This window comes from Thioclava sp. IC9, assembly GCF_002213225.1.
Classification (GTDB): Bacteria; Pseudomonadota; Alphaproteobacteria; order Rhodobacterales; family Rhodobacteraceae; genus Thioclava; species Thioclava nitratireducens.
This window is the reverse complement of sequence record NZ_NBNX01000002.1, coordinates 139860-161977: the sequence shown is the minus strand read 5'-3', so window position 1 is coordinate 161977 and position 22118 is coordinate 139860. Positions and strand designations below refer to the sequence as shown.

Sequence of the window (22118 nt, the reverse complement as noted above, 5' to 3'; positions counted from 1 at the left end):
CCGCTAAGCAGGAACCGCGACGCCGCCGGATCGGTTTTCTTGACAGAAACCCGTAACCAAGAGGAGGATACGATGGCTGAACGCATTCGCTCCAATGACGGCAAGCGCGAAACCGAAGAGGTCCTCGGCGAGAAGCCCGAGAATATCGAGACGCCGGAAGGGCAAGGCAGCTCGGGCGGGAACCTGAACCGCAAGGTCGGCACCCGCGATGAGAAGAAGCAGCTCGACGAAACCTCCGCAGGCACGACGCGCCCGCTCGGTGGCGACGAGCGAGATAGCGGCGAAAAGGAGAAGATGTGATGAAGAAACTCTCCAAGGGTACTTGGGTCGTCATCGCGGATGGCGAGAAGGCGCTGTTTCTGGAAAACATGATGGATGACGAGGATCCGAACCTCGTCGTGCGGCGCGTCGACGAGCAGGACAACCCGCCCGATCACGAGCAGGGCACCGACAGCCCGGGTCGGATGGCTGATGACGGCCCCGGCCAGCGCTCGGCTTTTCAGGAGACGGACTGGCACGAACTGGCGAAGATGCGCTTCGCTGACGATCTGGCCGAACATCTTTACAAGATGGTCCACAAGGGTCGGATCGAGCGGCTGGTGATCGTCGCGGCACCCCGTGTTCTGGGTGAAATCCGTCACGCGCTGCACAAGGAAGTCGCCGACGTCGTGGTGGCCGAGATCGACAAGACGCTGACCAATCACCCCCGCGACGAGATCGAGAAGCTGGTGAAAGAAGAGCTTGCGACCGTCTGATCGCGCCTTGCTGCGATTGACAGACAAAGCGCCGCGCGGTTGTTCGCGCGGCGCTTTTTTGATGGGGCTTTCCCGAAGGAGCGCTGCGGGGAAGCGGCGAGACCCGCAAGGGGAGTGCAGTGACCGGGCCTGTGATGCGGGCACATCGCGCGCGCATCGGCAGAGCGCAAGAAAACGCCGCGCGAGATGGGCGCGGCGTTCCGTCGACGGGGCAGGGCGCGCCTCAGTCGTCGCTCTCGAGGCTCTGCTTGAGCGTTTCGATGTCCGGGTCGCTGGCACGCGGCACGATCCGGTAGACCGCGTTGACGAAGCAGAATACGGCGAAGCCCAGCAATCCGACGCAGATCGCCCCGGTCAGGAATTGCCCGAACGGGTGGCCCCGCACCCAGTCAAAGACCTTGCCCAGACCACCCGCGCTCGACGGATCGTAGCGGTAGGCGGCATAAACGATAAGCGCGCCGATGATCGCGACCACTACGCCCTGCGCCGCAAGCCCCGCCTGCAGGACGAAATTGGCGCGGCGGGTGACTTCGTTGGCCATCAGATGCTTCAGATAGGCCTTGGTGAGCCCCTTGTAGAGATAGTAACCGCCAGCCCCGATCACGATCAGGCCGATCACGCCGAGCGCGATACGACCCATCGGCGCGCTCAGGATCGTCGAGACCAGCTTGTTCGTCCCGCCATCGCTGCTCGCCCGCGCGACGAGCGCCGTGACCGCAATGCCGCCGATGCCGAGATGGACGAGACCGCTGACCACGAGGCCGATACGGGCGATCCACCCTTTCATCTCGGAGCCATAGGCCTCGAGATCCCAGACCGCGTCCACCACGCGCCAGATTGCGTAAGCCGCCATGCCAAGGGCGATGCCGACGAGCACCACGGCGCCCCAGCCGCTTGAGAGCTTCTCCATCACCTGTTTGGTGCCCTCGGCGCTGCCGCCATGAAACAGCGACCAGAGCGAGACACCCGCGACGACGAGATAGACCAGACCGCGCCCGCCGTAGCCTGTGCGCATTACGGGCACTGCCCAAGCGAAATCGTCGGGATCGTGGCTGTTGGTGGCGGACATTGGCGGTCTCTCTCGGCGTTGTGAATTGACGCAGACCCAATGCGTGGACAAGCGCACAGGTTCCGCCGCGCCGTGGTCTTTCCTTTCGCCCGCCGATCGGTCAGGGTCACGCGGTTGAGAGAAGGGAATTTCGATGAACGAGGCGGTCAAAGGCTTCTGGGCGATGGTGACGACCTGCGTCATCTGGGGGCTGTCGGGTCTCTATTACAAGATGCTCGACGGGATGCCGCCGATCGAAGTGCTCGCCCATCGCACCTTATGGTCCTTCCTGTTCTTCGCCGTGATCCTCGGGTTGAAAGGCCGCCTCGGCGAGCTTTGGGCCGCGCTGGCCGAACGTCGCGGGCGCGGGGCGTTAGTGATCGCGACCGCGGCGTTTATGATATCGGCCAACTGGTTCACCTTCATCTGGTCGGTCCATTTCGGCCACGCGGTTCAGGCGTCGCTCGGCTATTACATCTTCCCGCTCGTCGCCGTCGTTCTCGGGCTGATCGTCTATCGCGAGGCGCTGAGCACGCGGCAATGGATGGCGGTCGCGCTGGCCGCCACGGCGGTCATCGTCCTGACGATCGGGCTGGGTGTCGCGCCCTGGGTTTCGCTGATCCTTGCCGCGACCTTCGGCACCTATGGGCTGATCAAGAAGGGGTTGCGCGCGGGCGCGATGGTCTCGGTCTGCGCCGAGGTGCTGCTGCTCTCGCCAGTCGCGCTGATCGTGCTCTGGGGCTATCACGCGGGATGGTGGGGCAGCGCGCCCGGCGCGGGCCATTTCGGCGGCGATTGGAAGACCACGGTTCTTTTGATCTTCTCCGGCCCGCTCACCGGCACGCCCTTGCTGCTGTTCGCCTACGCGGCGCAGCGGGTGCGGATGGCAACCGTGGGTCTGGTGCAATATCTCAACCCGACGCTGCAATTCGCGGTGGCGACGCTGGCCTTCGGCGAGACGGTCACCATCTGGCACGCGATCGCGCTGGCGCTGATCTGGACGGCGCTCGCGCTCTATTCGAGCGCCAATCTGAAGATGCGCCGACCGCAGCCGGCGGCACAGCCCGCGACGCAGCGCGGTTTAGGCGAAAGCTGAGACGAGCGCGGTTTCCAGCTCCGCCACGCTATTGACCGTCACCACCAGCTCGCGCAGCGACGGATCCGCGAAGCCCTGCTCGATGATATGGTCGATCAGGGACCCGAGCGGCGCCCAGTAGCCCTCGGTGTTGAGCAGGAAGATCGGCTTCTCGTGCAGGCCGATCTGACGCCATGTCAGCACTTCGAACAGCTCGTCGAGCGAGCCCGCTCCGCCCGGCAGTACCACCACCGCATCGGCATTCATGAACATTACCTTCTTGCGCTCGTGCATCGTCTCGGTGACGACGAATGTGGTCAGGTCGCGCTTGCCGACCTCGCGGGGGAAGAGATGCTCGGGGATCACGCCGAAGGTGCGCCCGCCCGCGGTTTGCGCCGCGCGGGCGACCTCTCCCATCAGCCCGACATCGCCCGCCCCATAGACCAGCTGCCAGTCGCGCGTGGCCAGCATCTCGCCGGTGTCTCGCGCCGCTGCCGCATAAGCAGGCTTCGCGCCCGCACGCGAGCCGCAATAGACACAGACGGAACGGGGAATGGTCATGACGGTGTCTCCGGAAATGCATTGTTATTGAGCGGTGATACCGGGGTTGCTAAGTTCCCTCAAGGGATCGGGTCACCTAGCCGCAGATAACAACAGGCGGCAGGGCCCTGGGGATGACGTTAAGGCGGGACTTAGATGAATGAAAACGTAACGGATCAACCGGCCGGGGGCACCGGGCTCGGTGTGGTGAAAGGGGGGGCGGCGGCGCTGCTCCTCGTGATCTTGGGGCTGGTGCTTTGGGGCGTCCTGCGCCCGGTGGAGCGCGAAGGGGCGCAACCGTCGGGCACGGAGACGACTGCCGCGACCGGTTCGGCCGAGGCTGACAAGGCGGCCGGCGGTGTGAATGCGGCGGCGGACAACGCAGCGCAAACCGCGCAAACGGGGAGCGCCGATGCGACCTCCGAAACCGCTGCGCCGCAGACGCAAAGCGCGGAGACGGTGGCGCAGGAGGCTGAAGAAGCGGCGAGCGCCGCGGCGCCGCTGGCCCAGGAACCCACCGACAAGCTGGTTGAAACGGTCAAGGACCCGGGTGCGGAGGCCGCGTCGGGAAGCTCTGCCACGGGCGCGGATATGGCGACTGACGGCACCACCGCGAAGGCGGCACGTGACGGCAAGCCGCTCGCCCAGGTGCAATTCGACGCGCTGCGGGCCGCACCCGACGGCTCGGTGACGCTCGCCGGGCGGGCGGAGCCGGGCGCGAAGCTCGATATTCTCGTCGACGGCAAGGTCGTGGCGAGCACGCAGGCCGATGGCGGCGGCAGCTTCGCCTCGCTCTTCGATCTGCCGCCCGCCGACGGCCCGCGCGCGCTCTCGCTGCGGGTCACCGGCGCGGATGGCTCCGCGCGCGACAGCGCCGAGACCCTCGTGCTGCGCGGACAGCCGAAAACCGAGAGGATTGCCTCTGCAGAGCAGAGCGTACCCTCCCAGACGCCCGTTGGGCCGGCTGCGGACGGTGCGACAGATAGTAGCGCCGATGCGACGGCCTCGGCGGCAGATGGTACGGCGATGAGCGGAAGCGCCGCGACTGGGACCGATGTTGGCACGTCCGCCGGAACTGCGACCACGACGACCACGACGCCCGCTACGGCGACCGAGGTGACACAATCGACGCCCACGCCGCCCGCAGCGCCGCTCATCGCCGATGCAGACGGTGCGCGGCTGCTCGCCCCGAAAAGCGATGACCTGGTGATCGACACGATCTCCTTCGGCTCGGGCGAGGTCGCACGCAGCGAAGGCCGTGGCGCACCCGAAGGCACGACGCTCAGCGCCTATCTCGACGACACGCTCGTCGCCGAGGCGCAGCCGGGCGCGGATGGGCGCTGGTCGCTCGACCTGCCGGGCTTGGGCACGGGCGAGCATAAATTGCGGATCGATGCGCAGGACGCCACGGGCAAGGTCGTCGCGCGGGCCGAGACCGGCTTCGATCAGCCCGACGAAATCCTCGTGGCGAATGCCGCCGACCCGACCGGTGCGCAGGCAGCCTCCGTGCGCGCGACCGGCGAGGTCGGCGACGCGGTGAAGGTCGTGCAGATCGTGAAGGGCAATACGCTTTGGGCGATCGCGCGCGAGGTCTATGGCGACGGGTTCCTCTATGTCCGAGTCTTCGACGCCAATCGCGACCAGATCCGCGACCCCGACCTGATCTATCCGGGGCAGGTCTTCAATATCCCGTCGCCCGAGACGGACGTCTCGGGGGCTGCGCAATAGCGCACACACCGCTTGCATGGCTGGACTCCTGCGCGCCGCCGAGTAGGTTGCGCGCAGGTTCCACCCGTGAGGGGCGCTGCCCCGCTCCCTGACGGGAGCCCCCGGGATATTTTCGTCAAGAGGAAGAGGAGGGCGCGATGCCTCCGGCACAGATCACGACCAAGGGCAAGATGAATGCCGAGGAGCGCGCCCGCGGTTGGCGCACGATCCGCGCGGTGCTGCCCTATCTCTGGGCGCATGAAGCCCCGTGGGTGAAGCGGCGTGTCGTCTTCGCAATGGTGATGCTGGTCTTCGCCAAGATCATCTCGGTCGCAACGCCCTTCGTCTATCGCGAGGCGGTCAACGCGCTCTCGGGCGAGGGAACCTCGGCGGCCTGGGCACTGGGCATGGGGGCGGTGGCGATCACCGTGGCCTATGGCGTCGCACGGCTGATGACGGTGGCCTTCGGCGAGCTGCGCGATGCGATCTTCGTGAAGGTGGCGCAACGCGCGCTGCGCCATCTGGCGCTGCAGACCTTCACCCATATGCATCAGCTCTCCTTACGCTATCACATCACCCGCAAGACCGGCGGCCTCAGCCGGATCATCGAGCGCGGGGTGAAAGGCGTCGAGTTCCTGCTGCGCTTCATGCTGTTCTCAGTCGGCCCGCTGATCGTCGAACTGACGCTGGTGGCGATCATCTTCGCGGTCGTGTTCGACTGGCGCTACGCGGCGGTCGTGCTGGTCACCATCGCGGCCTATATCAAGTTCACCTTCAAGGTCACCGAGTGGCGCGTGAACATCCGGCGCGAGATGAACAAGGCCGACACGGCGGCGAACCAGAAGGCGATCGACAGCCTGTTGAACTTCGAGACGGTCAAGTATTTCGGCGCGGCCAAGCGCGAGGCGGACCGCTACGACGAGTCGATGAAGGGCTACGAGACGATGGCGGTGAAGACCGGCCAGTCGCTCGCGGCGCTCAATGCCGGCCAGACGCTGATCATTACGATCGGGCTGGTTACGGTGATGGTCATGGCCGCGATGCAGGTGCAGGCGGGTACGCTGACGGTCGGCGATTTCGTCATGGTGCAGGCCTACATGATCCAGATCACCATGCCGCTGGGCTTCCTCGGCACGGTCTATCGCGAGATCCGGCAGGCGCTCGTCGATATGGGCGAAATGTTCGATTTGTTGCAGCAACCGGCCGAAATTCAGGACAAAGAGGGCGCCGATGTTCTGAAAGTGAAAGGCGGGCATATCAGTTTCGACCGGGTCGAATTCGCCTATGACCCGACGCGGCCGATCCTGAAGGGGATTTCCTTCGACGTGCCTGCGGGGCAGACCGTGGCGCTGGTCGGGCCCTCGGGCTCGGGCAAATCGACGATCGGGCGTTTGCTGTTCCGGTTCTACGAGGTGACTGGCGGGGCGATCCGCATTGACGGTCAGGACCTGCGCGATGTGACGCAGGAGAGCCTGCAGCAATCGATCGGCGTGGTGCCGCAGGATACCGTGCTGTTCAATGACACGATCCGCTACAACATCGCTTACGGTCGCGCCGATGCAACGGACGAGGAGATCGTGGCGGCTGCGAAAGCGGCGCGGATCCATGACTTCGTGACCAGCCTGCCGGAAGGCTATGACACGGCGGTGGGCGAGCGCGGTCTGAAGCTTTCGGGCGGTGAGAAACAGCGGGTTGGCATCGCGCGCACGATTCTGAAGAACCCGCCGATCTTGTTGCTCGATGAGGCGACCTCGGCGCTCGATACCCAGACCGAGCGCGACATCCAGATGAGCCTGAAGGCGATGGGCGAGGGGCGCTCGGTGATCACCATTGCGCACCGTTTGTCGACGGTGGCGGATGCCGACCAAATCCTCGTGCTCGACAAGGGCGAAATCGTCGAACGCGGCCGCCACGAGGAGTTGCTGGCGCAGCGCGGGCGGTATGCCTCGATGTGGGCGCGGCAATCGGCGGAAGAGGAAGACGAGGCGGAGCAGGGGGCGGCGTAACGCGTGAAGGGCGGCGCCTTACCCTTGGGTGGGCGCGGCCATCCCTGCAAGGCGTGGCGCTTTATCGCGAAAGTCCGTAGGTCGGTCGTGCCTGCGATGACATTGCCAATGCGCCCTCTCGGGGGAGGGTCGGGCGCGGCCCGGGCTAGCCGCTCAAGCATTTTCGCAGCTTCACTCCGCCGCGTCGGGCCGTGTCACCAGATGCGGCTTCACGCCGCCTTCGGGCGCATCCTCGTCCCAGATGATCTCGCGGCCACGCATCTTGCGCATCGCGCGTTCCAGCGCCAGATCGCGGGCGGCGCGGCTTTCGGCGCCTTGCATCAGCGCCGAAAGCGCGCGGGTCGAGCGGTAGGCACCGGTCTTGAACCAGACGCGAAGCGCAAGCAGCGCGGGCGTCAGAACCAGCGTCAGGACAGTCGCGGTGCCGAGCCCGAACACCACCGCCGTCGCCAGTTGCTTCCACCAAAGCGCCGTCGGGCTGTCGATCGAATAGCCGCCATTGAAGAAGTCGAGCGACAGGCCGAACATCATCGGCGCGAGCCCCGCCATCGTGGTGATCGTGGTCAGCAGCACGGGCCGAAGACGCGCCTCAGCGGTGCGGATGATCGCCTCGATCTCGGGCATGTAGCGCGAAAATTCCTGATAGGTGTCGATCAGGATGATGTTGTTGTTCACCACGATCCCGGCCAGCGCGACGATGCCCACGCCGGTCATGATGATCGAGAATTGCTGGCCCATCACAAGCATCCCGATCAGCACGCCCGCGGTGGACAGGATCACCGCCAGCAACACCAGCACCGAGTTGTAGAAGCTGTTGAACTGCGCGAGCAGGATCACGAACATCAGCGCCAGCGCACCCCCGAAGGCGGTCATCAGGAAGTCCTGACTCTCGTTTTGCTCGACCAGATCGCCTGACCATTCGTAGCTGACGCCCGGCGGCAGCGCGGCCTCCGTCTCGAGCCACTTCCCAAGCGCCGCGATCCGCTCGTTGCTTGTGATCGGCTGCCCGTCTTCGTTGGTGAGCCCTTCCTGAACGCCGGCCTTGATGTCGTAGAAGCGGGTCTGGTCGATCCGATCGATCTGCCCGATCTTCGGCTGCGGCGTGCGAGTAATGAAATTCGCAAGCGGTACCAGCCCCTCGGAGGTGCGCAGCTTCAGCGTATCAAGTGTCGACAGCACCCGGTCTTCCTCGGGCAGGCGCACGCGAATCTCGATCTCTTCGTCCGACGATGGTACGCGCATCGTGTCGAGCAGGATGCCGCGCGTGACCAGCTGCACCATGCCGCCGACGGTCGCCACATCCGCGCCGAAGCGGCCCGCGCGAGTGACGTCCACGTCGATCACCCAGTCGATACCGGGCAGGGGGCGTGTGTCTTCGATGTCGGTCACGCCTTTCATCTGCGCCATATGCGCCTCGACCTTCCGCACCGCTTGATCGAGCGCGGCGAAATCATCGCCCTCGAGCCGCAGCTGGATCGGCTTGCCCGAGGACGGCCCGCGATCCTGCGCGAGATATTCGGACTGGATCCCCGGGATGGTGGCGATCTTTGCCATGATCTTCTCCATCACCACATCGCCATCGAGCGAAGGATCGTTCTTGCGCTCTTCCCAGGGGATCATCTCGATCTGTATCTGGCCGATCGTATCGCGCGGGGTCTGCGCGCCGCCGGTGTTCTGGTTCAGCCCGCCTTCGCCCGCGAAGGAGAAGACCGCGCCGACGCCGGGCGTGCCGATCACCATGTTCTCGGCTTGCTGAAGGAGCGCGTCCTTCTCTGTCAGCGAGAGGTTCCCGCGACCGCGGATATAGACGATCGCCTGTTCCACCTCGCTATCGGTGAAGAATTGGGTGCCGTTATTGTTCTTGCCGTAATAGCCGAAGGTCATGAATACGCCCGCCACGATCACCGCGACCACGATCAGCGGCATCACCGGATTTCCTGCGATGGCGGCGGTGAAATGCCCGAAGGGGCGGCGGCGATACCCCGCATCGATGGGCTTCGGTTTGCCTTGGGGCTTGGCCGCCGTGAAGGTGATCGAGCTGAGCATCGCCGCGAGCACGAAGAGGATCACGCCGGGCAGCGAGGCCAGCAGATTGCCCGAGGCGGTATGCGTGCCCGTGATGAAGGCCGGGTTGAGCGTCAGCAGCGCGCCGAGGAACACGAGTGCGGCGGAGACCACGGCCAGAAGCAGGCGCAGCCAATAGGGGAGCCCTTTGAGGTGCGCGGCCCCGTTATCCAGTCGTCGGCTCACGCGGCCCGCGACGCCGCCCACGACAGGAAGATAGATCAGCGCCACGACCAGCGAGGCCGAGAGCACGAAGATGATCGTGACCGGCAGCATGCCCATGAACTCGCCTGGCACGCCTGGCCAGAACAGCATTGGCAGGAAGGCGCAGAGCGTCGTCGCGGTGGAGGAAACGACCGGCCAGAACATGCGTTTCGCGGCTTCCGTATAGGCGGCCATCGGGCCGGAGCCCTCGGAAATACGCTTGTCGGCATATTCCACCACCACGATCGCACCATCGACCAGCATTCCCACGGCGAGGATCAGGCCGAACATCACGATATTCGAGATCGGCACGCCCATCGCGCCCAGCAGCAGGAAAGTCAGCAAAAACGACGTCGGGATCGCGAAGCCCACCAAGAGCGCAGAGCGCGTGCCCAGCGTCGCAAGCACCACGATCATCACCAGCGCGATCGCGGTCAGCACCGAGCCTTCGAGCTGGCTGACCATTGCGCCCACGGTTTTCGACTGATCGAGCGAGATGCCGACATCGACCGCGCGTTGCAGTGGCTCGGGCCACTGGCTCTCCGCCTCGGCCACGGTCTTTCGCAGCAGGTCCACCGTGTCGATGACGTTGTAGCCCTTGCGCTTGACGATCTGCAGCGCCACCGTCGGCTCGCCGTTGAAGCGCGCGGTGCCGGTGCGATCCTCGAATGTCAGGCGGATATCGGCCAGATCGCCGAGTGTCACGACGCTTTCGCCGTTCTTCTTCACCGGCAGGGCGTAGACATCCTGCGCGGTCTCGAAGGTCGCAGGGATCTTCACCGAAAACGCGCCCCCATCGGTTTCGACCTCGCCCGCCGCGATCAGCTGGTTGTTGGCCTGGACGACATTGATCAACTCGGGCGCTGTGACGTTATAGGCCTCTAGCTTCAGCGGATCGATCACCACTTCCAGCATCTCGTCGCGCTGGCCTGCGATCTGGGCTTCCAGCACTGGCTCCAGCCCCTCGACCTCGTCCTGCAACTCGCGGGCGAGCTTTTGCAGGGTGCGCTCGGGCGCATTGCCCGACAGCGTCACCACGACGATCGGAAATTCCGAGAAGTTGATCTCGTTGATCGAATATTTCTCCGCGCCGTCGGGGAATTTCGCTTCGGCGGTGTTCATCGCGTCGCGGACATCGGCGAGGATTTTGGTCTTGTCCCAGCCGAAGTCGAATTCGAGCATGAGCCCCGCGTAATTCTCCTTCGCGATGCCGGTCATCTTGTCCAGACCGTCGAGCCCGGCCAGTTCGGTCTCCATCGGCTTGACCAGCAGCTTCTCGGAATCGGTGGCCGAGATGCCGGGGAAGGGGACCGAGATGAACAGCATCGGGATCTCGATATCCGGTTCGCCCTCCTTGGGCAGGCTCAGATAGGCGGTCAGCCCCGCGAGGATCGAGATCGCCACGAAGGCGATCACCATCCGCGCGCGCGCTGCGGCCCAATCGACGATGCCGGTCATTGCGCGGCCCCGTCGGTGGCGTCTGCGGCACCGCCATCGGTTTGCGGCGCGGGCGTCATGGGGGCAGGCGTGTCTTTGGCCGCATCGCCCGGCGCGTGATCGACGAGGGTCACGGCCACGGGCGAGCCCTCGGTGACGTAGTCCTGCCCGACCACGATCACCGTGGCGCTTTCCGGCAGGCCCGCCAGCCAGACGCCCTCGGGCGTGTCGCGCAGGAAGTCGACCGGGGCGAAACGGGCCACGCCGTCCACCGCCAGCCGCACGCCCAGCTTGCCCTGATCGTTCAGCGTCATCGCGGAGGCGGGCAGGAAATGAGCCTTGGTCCCGTCGGCGGCGACGATCATCTCGACCGTCTGGCCCTCGCGGATCGATTGGTCGCCATTGGGCGCCTCGGCTTCGATCCGGAAGGTGCGCGTGGCGGCATCCGCCGATTGCGAGACAAAGGTGACCTTGCCCATCACCTCGCGCCCGGTCGCAAGCCGTGCGCCGACCATCGCGCCGGACTGCACACGGTCGATCTCGGTTTCAGGGACGTAGCCCACCAGCTTGATCGGATCGAGCTGGATCACGGTGGCGCAAAGCCCGCCCGCCGAGAGTAGCGAGCCGAGTTCGGCGGTATCTTCCTCGATCAGCCCGGCGAAGGGCGCCGTGATTTCGAGCCGCGCCAATTCGGTCTGCGCGGCCTCGACGGCGGCGGTAGCCGCTTCGAGCGCCGATTGCGCGGAAGCGGTTGCGGTTTCAGAGCGGTAGCCGCCTTCCTTCAGCCTCTCGGCGGCGGTGGCGTTCAGCCGGGCCTCGGTCAGCCGTGCCTGCGCCTCGGCCAGTGCGGCCGGGCGCGTGCCGGGGTCGAGCTTGCACAGCAGTTGTCCCTTTTCGACCTGCGCGCCTTTGCCCAGCGGTTCGGAAATTACCTTGCCCGTCGTCTCGGCGCGCACTTCGACGCGGCGCGCAGCCTCGGTCTGCCCGCGCGTCAGAACGCCTTGGTCGAGCGGCTCCGCGGTCGAGACCATCGCCTGCACCGGCACGGCGGGGGTGCCGGTTTCCTCTACCTGCTGCGCTTGCTCGGCAGGCGTCGCGGCATCGCCGAGATAGCCCATCAGGCGGTCGCGCTCGAACACCAGAAGGTAGAGCGCGACAAGAACGAGGATCGCGTTGAGGATCGGGACCGGACGCATCGGCGGGCTCCTGTAAATGGGCGCGGCGTTCCGCCTTAATTGGGGACTGAACCGCAGAGTTCAACTTACCGAGAGCGAGGCGTGATCTCAAGGCTTGCATTCCTCAGCGATGCGCGGACCGGAGCGGTCCGTGCGGCCCTTGGCAGCGCCCGGGGAGCCGTGTAAGAGGGGCGCCAAAGCTACGAGGAGACCCGCGCGTGAGTGATACCGACAGTTTCATCGACGAAGTCACCGAGGCGGTGCGTCAGGACAAGCTCTGGGCGGCGTTCAAGAAATGGGGCTGGATCGGCGCGGTGATCATCATCGCGATCGTCGGCGGCACCGCCTGGAACGCGTGGCAGAAGGAAAAAACGCAAGCCGAGGCGCGCGCCTTCGGCGATAAGGTGATGGCTGCCGTCAACGGCGACACCACGGGCGCGGACCTCGCGAAGATTACCCCCGACGGTCCGGGCCGCGCAGCAGTTCTCAAGATCATGCAGGGCGACGCCGCTATCGAGGCGGGCAAGCCCGACGAGGCGATCAAATTCTTCGATGCGGTCAGCGCCGAGCCGGGGCTGCCGGCTTCGATCAGCGATCTCGCCAAGCTCAAGGCGGTGATCGCGGCGGGCGACAACATGGACGCCGCCAAACGCGACGCGACGCTGCAGGAACTGGCCACCCCCGGAGCGCCTTACCGCCTTCTGGCAATGGAGCAGCAGGCGGCGGCGGCCCTGTCCTCGGGCGACAAGGAGGGCGCAATCTCGATCGCTCAGCAGATTCTTGAGGACGCCGGCCTCACGCCGGGCTTGCAACAACGCGCGACAGAGTTGATTGTGGCGCTGGGTGGCGAAGTGCCGACCCAGCCGGGGCAGGGCGCTCCGGCACCGCAAGAGTAAAGGGTTGAACCAGCGCGCCTTTCGGATGCGCAGGAGCTGCAAGAGAGCCGAGACAGGCAGGGGGAACAGGCGTGAAGCTGAGCAAGACGATCTGCGTGCTGAGTGTGGCGGCTTTCGTGGCAGGCTGTACCAAGGAAACCATCCTCCCCGGCGAGCGTCTCTCGCCCCGCGACGCGCTGCGCGCCGAAGAAGGGCTGCCGCTGGCTGATGCGCCCGCCCAGCAGTCGCTGCCGATCTCGCTTCCACGTCAGGTGAGCAATGCAGAATGGCCGCAACGTGCGGGTTCGGCGACCCATAGCCTGTTCAACGCGGCGATCGGAAACGGCACGACGCCGGTCTGGTCCGCCGATATTGGTGCGGGCAATGCGCGCCGCTACCGCATCACCGCCGATCCGATCGTGGGCGGTGGCAAGATTTACACCCTAGACAGCCAGGCCCGCGTCACCGCAACCGCGACGAATGGCGGGCGCGTCTGGCAGGCCGACATCACGCCGCCCGGCGACCGCGAGGGCGACGCCTCGGGCGGCGGGATCGCCTATGCCAACGGCACGGTCTACGTGACGTCCGATTTCGCCGAGCTCGTCGCGATCGACGCGGCCACTGGCGGCATCAAGTGGCGGCAATATTTCGACGCAGGCATCGGCGGTGCGCCGACCGTGAAGAATGGCGTGGTCTACGTGGTCGCCCGCGACTCCTCGGCCTGGGCGATCCGCGCCAGCGACGGCAAGGAAATCTGGCAGGTGCCGGGTGCGCCGTCCGCTTCGGGCATGACCGGCGTCTCCTCGCCCGCGGTGACCGACCGCATGGTGATCTTCCCGTTCTCCTCGGGCTTCCTGAGCGGCGTTCTGCCGCAAAGCGGGATGCAGATGTGGAACTCCAAAGTGCCGGGCGCACGTCCGGGCGTGGGCTATGCCAATATCGTCGATCTGACGGGCGATCCGGTCGTGGTGGGCGATACCGTCTACGCGGGCTCCTCGGCGGGCAAGCTGGCGGCCTTCGACGTGAATTCCGGCGATCGTATCTGGACCGCGACCGAAGGGGCCAACAGCCCCGTGCAGGTTGCGGGCGGCTCGATCTTCCTCGTTTCGGATCAGGGCAAGATCGTGCGGCTTGATGCCAAGACCGGCGATCAGATCTGGTCGAAGGATCTACCGTACTACACCAAGGACAAGCCGAAGCGTCAGCGCGACATCGTCGCGAGCTACGGGCCCGTTCTTGCCGGCAACAAGCTGTTCGTCGCGTCTTCCGACGGCGTTCTGCGCGTGTTCAGCCCGATCGACGGCAGCCTCATCGGCCAGGCGAAGATCCCGGGCGGGGCTGCGACCGATCCGGTCGTGGCGGGGCGCACCCTCTACGTCGTCGGCGGCGATGGGAAACTGCACGCTTTTCAGTGAGCCCTTTAGGGTGTAAGGGGGCCGCTTACGACCGCCCAAGGAGGGCATCATGAGCTTTACCCTGGCCATCGTGGGCCGCCCGAATGTCGGAAAATCGACGCTGTTCAACCGGCTTGTCGGCAAGCGACTCGCGCTTGTCGACAACATGCCCGGCGTCACGCGTGACCTTCGCGAGGGCGATGCGCGTCTGGGAGATCTGCGTTTCATCGTGATCGACTCGGCCGGTCTGGAACTGGCCGAAGACGACAGCCTTCAGGGCCGTATGCGGCGCCTGACTGAACGCGCCGTCGAAGAGGCCGATATCTGCCTGTTCATGGTCGACGCGCGCGTGGGCGTGACGCCGGCCGACGAGATTTTCGCCGATATCCTGCGCAAGAAGAACGCCAACGTGATCCTCGCGGCCAACAAGGCCGAAGGGGCGGCAGGCGATGCCGGCGCGATGGAGGCATGGAGCCTTGGTCTCGGCGAGCCGCTGCGGATCTCGGCCGAGCACGGCGAAGGTTTGGACGATCTTTACACCGCGCTGGTGCCGCTGGCGGACGAATTCGCCGAGCGCAATGCCGCCAACGCGCCGGTCACGGATGTGGTCATCGACGAGGAGCTTGAGGAAGGCGACATTCCCGCCTACCAGCCGCCCTCCGCCACGAAACCGCTGCAGCTTGCCGTGATCGGACGCCCCAATGCGGGCAAGTCTACGCTGATCAACAAGATTCTGAACGAAGACCGCCTGCTAACCGGCCCCGAGGCAGGCATCACCCGCGATGCGATCTCGGTCACGGCCGATTTCATGGGCACGCCGATGCGGATCTGGGACACGGCGGGGATGCGCAAGAAGGCGCGCGTCACCGACAAGGTCGAGAAGCTGAGCGTGGCCGATGGGTTGCGCGCCGTGCGCTTCGCCGAGGTGGTCGTGGTGCTGCTCGACGTCAATATTCCGTTCGAGACGCAGGATCTCCGGATCGCCGATTTCGCCGAGACCGAGGGCCGTGCGGTCGTGGTCGCCGCGAACAAGTGGGATCTCGAAGAAGACAAGCCCGAGAAGCTGAAGGAACTGCGCGAAGCGTTCGAACGCCTGCTGCCGCAGCTCAAGGGCGCGCCGCTGGTGACCGTCTCGGCCAAGACCGGCAAGGGACTCGACCGGCTGCACAATGCGATCCTGAAGGCCCATGAGGTCTGGAACCGCCGCGTGCCGACCGCGAAGCTGAACAACTGGCTGACCGCGATGACCGAGGCGCACCCGCCACCCGCGCCCGGCGGTCGCCGGATCAAGCTGCGCTACATAACCCAGGCGAAGACCCGTCCGCCGGGCTTCGTGGTGAAATCGACCCATACCGACAAGATCCCGGAGAGCTACGAGCGTTACCTGATCAACGGCCTGCGCGAGAGCTTCGACATGCCGGGCACGCCGATCCGCCTCTACATGCGCGATCAGGGCAAGACGAACCCTTACAAGGATCGCAAGAAGTCGATCCCGTCGCGTCTGAAAAAGCACGTCGATGCGAAGAAGCGCTCCGCCCACAAAGAATCGGCGCGTAAAGCGCGCGAGGCGAAGAAGGGCGAGTAAGCGACTGAGCTGGAATGAAAACGCCCGCCGGGGGATATCGAGACTCCGGCGGGCGTTTCTAATTCGGGCGATGTGGACGCGGCTTAGAGAAAGCCCAGCCGATCGAGCGCCGCCCGGGCGCGCGCGCGCTCCTCGGTCGAGCCCGAGAGCGCACCCGCATTGATCTCCGCCATCAGTTTCGAGAGCGTCTTTTCCCGACGCATCGCAATGATCTGCTCGGGGATCTGGTCCTCGCCGATCTCAAGGATGCGGGTCATCAAGACGCTGTCCCGCTTACGCGTGATCGTTACCGACATATGCAGTTTCCCCTGCGACTCACTTCGTACACGGAAACGTTAACAACGTTCCCGCCCCGAGTCTCGCGTCGCCGCGTCGCAGCGTCAGACCAGTTTCCCGTCCACCAGCCGCGTCTTGCCGCCCAGATAAGGGTGCAGGCAGGCGGGCAGGGTGACCGAGCCGTCCTCTTCCTGACCGTTCTCCAGCACCGCGATCAGGCAGCGCCCGACCGCGAGGCCCGAGCCGTTGAGCGTCGCGATGAACTCGGGCTTGCCGCCGCCTTCGGGCTTGTAGCGCCCGTTCATCCGCCGCGCCTGGAAGGTGCCGCAGGTGGAAACCGAGGAAATCTCGCGATAGGTGTTCTGCCCCGGAAGCCAGACCTCGAGATCGTAAGTTTTCTGCGCGCCGAACCCCATGTCGCCGGTGCAGAGCACGATGCGGCGATAGGGCAGTTCCAGCGCCTCCAGCACCGCCTCGGCGCATTTGGTCATGCGCTCGTGCTCGTCGATGGCGGTCTCGGGGGTGCAGAGCGTGACCATCTCGACTTTCTCGAACTGGTGCTGACGCAGCATGCCCGAGGTATCCTTGCCTGCGGAGCCGGCCTCCGAACGGAAGCAGTTGGTATGGGCGCACATGCGCTGGGGCAGGGCGGAGGCCTCCATCACCTCGCCATTGGCGAAGTTCGTCAGAGTGACCTCGGCGGTGGGGATCAGCCACCAGCCGTTGGTGGTCTGATAGCTGTCCTCGGCGAATTTCGGGAGTTGGCCGGTGCCCATCATCGCCTCGTCGCGCACCAGCACGGGGGTGATGTTCTCGGACAGCCCGTGTTTGTCGACATGCAGGTCGAGCATGAATTGCGCGAGCGCCCGGTGGACGCGGGCGACTCCGCCCTTGAGTACAACGAAGCGCGAGCCCGACAGCTTCGCCGCCGTCTCGAAATCCATCTCGCCACCCACGGCGGACAGCTCGAAATGCTCCTTCGGGTCGAAGGCGAACGCGCGCGGCGTGCCCCAGCGGCTGACCTCGACATTCTCGTCCTCGTCCGCGCCGGTGGGCACGTCGGCCAGCGGCAGGTTCGGGATCGTCATCAGCAAATCGCGGACCTTCGCGTCAAGCTCGCCCGCCTCGGTCTGCATCTGCGCCACTTCGGCCTTCTTCTCGGCCACCAGCGCGCGCAGGCGCTCGAACTCGGCTTCGTCGCCCTTCGCTTTCGCGGCGCCGACCTGCTTCGACGCGGCGTTCTGATCGGCTTTCGCGGTCTCGGCTGCGTGGATCGCCGTGCGGCGTGCTTCGTCCATTGCGAGAATCTCGCGCGAGAGCGGCGAGAGCCCGCGCCGCGCCAGTTGCGCGTCGAATTCTTCGGGGTTTTCGCGGATTGCGCGGATATCGTGCATCTCACCATCTCCAAGACTGTTGCGGGAACGGCTTTAGCGCATGAAAGTGAAAGCGAAAACCCCCGGCGATGCGGCCATGACACAGGTCAAGGCAATAGAAACTGTGCGGTGCTTGTATTCTGTAGGGTGAATACATATTCAATAACCGGAATATAAAACCGCAGGCGCAGGGGCGCGCCGGTAAGGGAAGGGAACCCGAGATGACGTTGAAGCTTCTGCCATTGGCATTCGCCGCGTTGATCCTGCCGGGAATCGCGCTGGCGCAGGACGGGGCGATCACGGTCGAACCGCAGGTCGTGACCGATTGGAAATCTGTCTATGGGCAGGTCGAGGCGAAGAACACGATCGCGGCGCGTGCACGGATTTCCGGCACGATCACCGCGCTGGACGTGACCGAGGGCGACGAGGTGAAAGCCGGTCAGGAGATCGGCAAGATCACCGACCAGACGCTCGATTATCAGATCGGCGCGGTTGATGCGCAGATCAATGCGCTCGAAGCGCAGCTGGAGAATGCCAAGACCGAGCTCAAGCGCGGGCAGGAATTGCAGGCCCGCGGCGTGTCGACTTCGCAGAATGTCGATCAGTTGCAGACGCAGGTGAATGTCTACGAGGGCCAGATCGCGGCGCAGAAAGCGCAGCGCAAGGTCTATGAGCAGCAGCAGGAATTCGGCACCGTTACGGCGCCGATCGACGGCAAGGTCGTGACCGTTCCGGTCACCAAGGATGCCGTCATCATGGGCGGCGAGACGATCGCGACGATCGGCGGCGGCGGGTTTTTCCTGCGTCTGTCGATCCCCGAGCGCCACGCCGACACGCTGCACACCGGCGACACGATTCTGATCACCGATCCCGACGGGAAGGAGATCGAGGGCAAGCTCGCCAAGATTTACCCCGAGATCGAGGGTGGCCGGGTGCAGGCCGATGTGGAAGTGCCCGATCTGGATTCGCGCTTCGTCGGCGCGCGGCTTCTGGTGAAGCTGCCGATGGGCGAGCGAGAGGCGCTTCTCGTGCCGCAGGGATACGTCTTCAACCGCACGGGGCTCGATTTTGTCCGCGTGAAGGAAGAGGCGGGCACCTATCTGCGTACGGTCGTGCCGGGGGTGCATGTCACGAGCGATGGCAAGAACATGGTCGAAGTTCTTACCGGTCTGAACGCCGGCGACACGGTGGTGCCGAACGATGAGCAATAACCAAGGCACCGGGCCGGAGATGCCCGAGGACGACGAAATCCACGGCAAGCTGGGTATCGCGGGCGGTCTGACGAAATCCTTCATCCGCTCGGCGCTGACGCCGCTGATGATCCTCGCCGCCGTGGCGGTCGGTCTGGTCGCGCTGATCTCTCTGCCGCGCGAGGAAGAGCCGCAGATCTCCGTGCCGATGGTGGATATCCACCTGCAGGCCCCGGGTCTGAAGGCGCAGGACGCGATGAAGCTGGTGACCGAGCCGATGGAAACCATCGTGCAGGGAATCAACGAGGTCGAACACGTCTATTCGCGCACTCAGGACGACTATTCGCTCGTGATGGCGCGCTTCAAGGTCGGCACCTCTTCGGATGCCGCCATCCTGCGCGTGCATGAAAAAGTCCGCGCCAACATGGACAGGATCCCAAAGGGTATCCCCGATCCGGTGATCGTGGGTCGCGGGATCGACGATGTGGCGATCGTCTCGCTGACGCTGACCGGCAAGGACGGCGCGCAGGTCGACAGCGATGAACTCACCCGCGTCGCGCGCGAATTGCAGACCGAGGTTACGAAAATCGAGAATGTCGGCCTGACCTATCTGGTGGGCGACGCAACGAGCGAGATCCGTATCGAGCCCGAGCCCGACAAGCTCGCGCTCTACGGGGTCACGCTGCAGCAGCTGTCGAACAAGGTCACGCAGGCGAACCGCGCTTTCAACACCGGCAATATCCGCCATGAGGGCAAGCAGATCAGCCTCTCGGCTGGCGAGACGCTGACCGCGCCTTCCGAGATCGCGGGGCTCCTGCTGACCACCCGCGACAATCGCCCCGTCTATGTCGCCGATGTCGCGAAGGTCTCCTACGTGCCCGATGCCTCGGATCATATCGTCTCGAACGTCCAGCGCGACGCGGACGGCAAGATCGAGCGCACGCCAGCCGTCACCCTCGCCATCGCCAAGCGGGCGGGATCCAACGCCGTGGTCGTGGCCGAGCATATCCTCGACCGCATCCACGAGCTGCACGGCCAGCTGATCCCCGACAATGTCGAGGTGAAGGTCACCCGCGACTATGGCGAGACAGCGAACGAGAAGGCAAACGAGCTGCTGTTCCACCTTGGTCTCGCGACGATCTCTATCGTGGGTCTGGTGCTGTTGGCGATCGGCTGGCGCGAATCCATCGTGGTGGCGGTGGTCATCCCGGTGACGATCCTGCTGACGCTGTTTGCCGCCTATATCATGGGCTTCACCCTCAACCGCGTGTCGCTTTTCGCGCTGATCTTCGCGATCGGTATCCTCGTCGATGACGCCATCGTGGTGATCGAGAATATCGCGCGACATTGGGCGATGAAAACGCCCGGCTCGCGCGTGACCAAGGCGATCGAGGCCGTGGCCGAAGTAGGCAACCCAACCATTGTCGCGACCCTGACCGTTGTGGCCGCGCTGCTGCCGATGCTGTTCGTGTCGGGGCTGATGGGGCCTTACATGTCGCCCATCCCGGCGGTGGCCTCGGCGGCGATGATCTTCTCGTTCTTCGTGGCGGTGATCATCACCCCGTGGCTGATGGTGAAGGTCGCGGGCAAGGCGCAGCTGCATGGCCATCACGGCGATGACGACACCTATGGCGGTGAACATGCCGGCGGCAGGCTCGGCCGGATGTACAGCGTCGTGGCGCGCCCGATCCTGAAAACGAAAGCGCGCTCGGGGCTCTTCCTGCTGGTGGTGTCGGTGCTGTCCTTCGGCTCGCTGGGGCTTCTCTACACCAAGCATGTCACGGTGAAGCTGCTGCCCTTCGACAACAAGTCCGAACTCTCGGTCGTGGTCGATATGCCTGCGGGCACCTCGGTCGAGGGTACGGATGCGGTCGCCCAGCAGGTGGCCGAGATCGTGACCAAACTGCCCGAGGTGCTCTCGGTGCAGACCCATGCGGGTACCTCCGCGCCGTTCAACTTCAACGGGCTCGTGCGCCACTACTACCTGCGTGCGCAGCCCAATCAGGGCGATGTCGAACTTCAACTCGCGCCGAAAGGGGAACGCGATCGCACCAGCCACGAGATCGCTCTGGAGATCCGCGACAAGATCAAGGCGATCAAGCTGCCCGAAGGCGCGAGCCTGAAGACGGTCGAACCGCCGCCCGGTCCGCCGGTGATCGCGACGCTTCTGGCCGAGGTCTATGGCCCCACGCCCGAGGCGCGCCGTGACGCGGCCCGCCGGATCGAGGACGCCTTCAAGCAGGTGCCCTATATCGTCGACGTGGATAACAGCTTCGGCATCCAGCCCGACAAGCTGCGCGCCACGGTCAATTCCGACGATCTGGAGTTCTATTCGGTCTCCGAAGGCGATGTCTGGGACACGCTCGGGATGCTGAACGGTTCGACCACCGTGGGCTATTCCCATCGCGGGCAGGAGCGCCAGCCGATCCCGATCGTGATGGAGCGTTCGAAATCGAACAAGGTGATGAACGAGGAAACGCTCTCGACGCCGATCCCGGCCAACGTCCTGCCCGGCGCGCGCGGCGTCGTGGAGCTTGGCGACGTGGTCAGCGTGGACAAGGAGAAGGCGTCCTATCCGATCTTCCGCCATAACGGGCGCGAGGCCGAGATGGTCACCGCGGAACTCGCCGGCAAGTTCGAGGCTCCGCTCTACGGGATGCTTGCCGTCGATGACGCGATCAACAACATGGATTGGCCGAAAGGCGAGAAGCCTGTCGTATCGCTGCATGGCCAGCCGCAGGACGAAAGCCATGTGACGCTTCTGTGGGACGGCGAATGGGAGGTGACCTGGGTGACCTTCCGCGACATGGGCGCAGCCTTCGCCGTGGCGCTGCTTGGGATCTACATCCTCGTCGTCGCGCAGTTCGGCTCGTTCCGGCTACCGCTGGTGATCCTGACGCCGGTGCCGCTGACCTTCCTCGGTATCATGCTGGGCCACTGGATCTTCCACGCGCCATTCTCGGCCACGTCGATGATCGGCTTCATCGCGCTGGCAGGGATCATCGTGCGTAACTCGATCCTGCTGGTGGACTTCATCCGCCACGGCAGCCATGAGGGCAAATCGCCGATCGAGGTACTGATCGAGGCGGGCGCCATCCGCTTCAAGCCGATCCTGCTGACCGCGATCGCGGCGATGATCGGTGCGGTGGTGATTTTGGCCGACCCGATCTTCCAGGGTCTTGCGATCTCGCTCTTGTTCGGCCTGCTCAGCTCGACCCTGCTGACGGTGCTCGTGATCCCGGCGATCTACCGGATTTTCAAGACCTGATCCGGTCACTGACCTGAAACGCAAAACCGCCCGCACGTTTCTCTCGTGCGGGCGGTTTTCGTTGCGCGGTCGACGCGCCCCCTTTTCCTTCGCAGAAATATCCCGGGGATGAATGGCGAAGCCAGAAGGGGCAGCGCCCTGTGCCC

16 protein-coding genes are annotated in these 22118 nt (G+C 65.0%); 10 read left to right on the top strand and 6 right to left on the bottom strand.

Features of this window, described 5'->3' with window-relative positions:
* The first annotated feature begins 72 nt into the window (after positions 1–72).
* Together B6V76_RS06205 and B6V76_RS06200 are read left to right on the top strand one after the other, a co-directional pair.
* Positions 73–300, top strand: coding sequence for a hypothetical protein (locus B6V76_RS06205; protein ID WP_088719011.1), 228 nt, complete (start codon positions 73–75; stop codon positions 298–300).
* The gene (locus B6V76_RS06200; protein WP_075776072.1) at positions 300–755 is read left to right on the top strand and encodes a host attachment family protein; all 456 of its coding nucleotides are present in this window, start codon (positions 300–302) and stop codon (positions 753–755) included. Before B6V76_RS06205 ends, B6V76_RS06200 begins: the two co-directional genes overlap by 1 nt.
* A 223-nt stretch (positions 756–978) precedes the next feature.
* Here the strand turns inward: B6V76_RS06200 and B6V76_RS06195 are convergent, their stop codons facing one another.
* On the bottom strand, positions 979–1824 hold the full coding sequence (locus tag B6V76_RS06195) for a DUF1206 domain-containing protein (protein ID WP_075776071.1): 846 nt from the start codon (positions 1822–1824) through the stop codon (positions 979–981).
* Positions 1825–1957: 133 nt separating this feature from the next.
* Between B6V76_RS06195 and rarD the strand changes: the two genes are divergently transcribed.
* Positions 1958–2899, top strand: a complete 942-nt coding sequence (rarD, locus tag B6V76_RS06190) for an EamA family transporter RarD (RefSeq protein WP_088719009.1) — start codon at positions 1958–1960, stop codon at positions 2897–2899.
* On the opposite strand, the gene B6V76_RS06185 is transcribed toward rarD, so the two are convergent.
* Positions 2885–3439, bottom strand: a complete 555-nt coding sequence (locus B6V76_RS06185; RefSeq protein ID WP_088726972.1) for a TIGR00730 family Rossman fold protein — start codon at positions 3437–3439, stop codon at positions 2885–2887. The two genes, rarD and B6V76_RS06185, sit on opposite strands and share 15 nt — an antisense overlap.
* 135 nt (positions 3440–3574) lie before the next feature.
* Here B6V76_RS06185 and B6V76_RS06180 point away from each other — a divergent pair, with 135 nt between their 5' ends.
* A complete protein-coding gene (locus B6V76_RS06180; RefSeq protein WP_088726971.1) occupies positions 3575–5146 on the top strand; it encodes a LysM peptidoglycan-binding domain-containing protein in 1572 nt (523 codons plus the stop codon).
* A 137-nt stretch (positions 5147–5283) separates the two neighbouring features.
* A complete protein-coding gene (locus B6V76_RS06175) occupies positions 5284–7131 on the top strand; it encodes an ABC transporter ATP-binding protein/permease (RefSeq protein ID WP_088719006.1) in 1848 nt (615 codons plus the stop codon).
* A gap of 171 nt (positions 7132–7302) precedes the next feature.
* On the opposite strand, the gene B6V76_RS06170 is transcribed toward B6V76_RS06175, so the two are convergent.
* Both B6V76_RS06170 and B6V76_RS06165 read right to left on the bottom strand, forming a co-directional pair.
* The gene (locus tag B6V76_RS06170) at positions 7303–10857 is read right to left on the bottom strand and encodes an efflux RND transporter permease subunit (protein WP_088726970.1); all 3555 of its coding nucleotides are present in this window, start codon (positions 10855–10857) and stop codon (positions 7303–7305) included.
* The gene (locus B6V76_RS06165) at positions 10854–12032 is read right to left on the bottom strand and encodes an efflux RND transporter periplasmic adaptor subunit (protein WP_088726969.1); all 1179 of its coding nucleotides are present in this window, start codon (positions 12030–12032) and stop codon (positions 10854–10856) included. Before B6V76_RS06165 ends, B6V76_RS06170 begins: the two co-directional genes overlap by 4 nt.
* A 197-nt stretch (positions 12033–12229) precedes the next feature.
* Between B6V76_RS06165 and B6V76_RS06160 the strand changes: the two genes are divergently transcribed.
* From B6V76_RS06160 to der, 3 genes are all read left to right on the top strand, one after another.
* A complete protein-coding gene (locus tag B6V76_RS06160; RefSeq protein ID WP_088726968.1) occupies positions 12230–12907 on the top strand; it encodes a hypothetical protein in 678 nt (225 codons plus the stop codon).
* A gap of 71 nt (positions 12908–12978) precedes the next feature.
* Positions 12979–14301 (top strand): PQQ-binding-like beta-propeller repeat protein, encoded by a 1323-nt coding sequence (locus tag B6V76_RS06155; RefSeq protein WP_075776063.1) that lies wholly within the window; start codon positions 12979–12981, stop codon positions 14299–14301.
* A gap of 49 nt (positions 14302–14350) precedes the next feature.
* A complete protein-coding gene (gene der, locus B6V76_RS06150) occupies positions 14351–15865 on the top strand; it encodes a ribosome biogenesis GTPase Der (RefSeq protein WP_075776062.1) in 1515 nt (504 codons plus the stop codon).
* A gap of 83 nt (positions 15866–15948) precedes the next feature.
* On the opposite strand, the gene B6V76_RS19870 is transcribed toward der, so the two are convergent.
* The gene (locus B6V76_RS19870; RefSeq protein ID WP_157771566.1) at positions 15949–16122 is read right to left on the bottom strand and encodes a hypothetical protein; all 174 of its coding nucleotides are present in this window, start codon (positions 16120–16122) and stop codon (positions 15949–15951) included.
* A 123-nt stretch (positions 16123–16245) separates the two neighbouring features.
* On the bottom strand, positions 16246–17535 hold the full coding sequence (gene serS, locus B6V76_RS06140; protein ID WP_088726967.1) for a serine--tRNA ligase: 1290 nt from the start codon (positions 17533–17535) through the stop codon (positions 16246–16248).
* A gap of 200 nt (positions 17536–17735) precedes the next feature.
* On the opposite strand from serS, the gene B6V76_RS06135 reads away from it, so the two are divergent.
* Both B6V76_RS06135 and B6V76_RS06130 read left to right on the top strand, forming a co-directional pair.
* Positions 17736–18725, top strand: coding sequence for an efflux RND transporter periplasmic adaptor subunit (locus B6V76_RS06135; protein ID WP_088726966.1), 990 nt, complete (start codon positions 17736–17738; stop codon positions 18723–18725).
* Complete coding sequence (locus B6V76_RS06130; protein WP_233243026.1) at positions 18715–21972, top strand: efflux RND transporter permease subunit; 3258 nt, start codon at positions 18715–18717, stop codon at positions 21970–21972. Before B6V76_RS06135 ends, B6V76_RS06130 begins: the two co-directional genes overlap by 11 nt.
* Positions 21973–22118 lie beyond the last annotated feature (146 nt).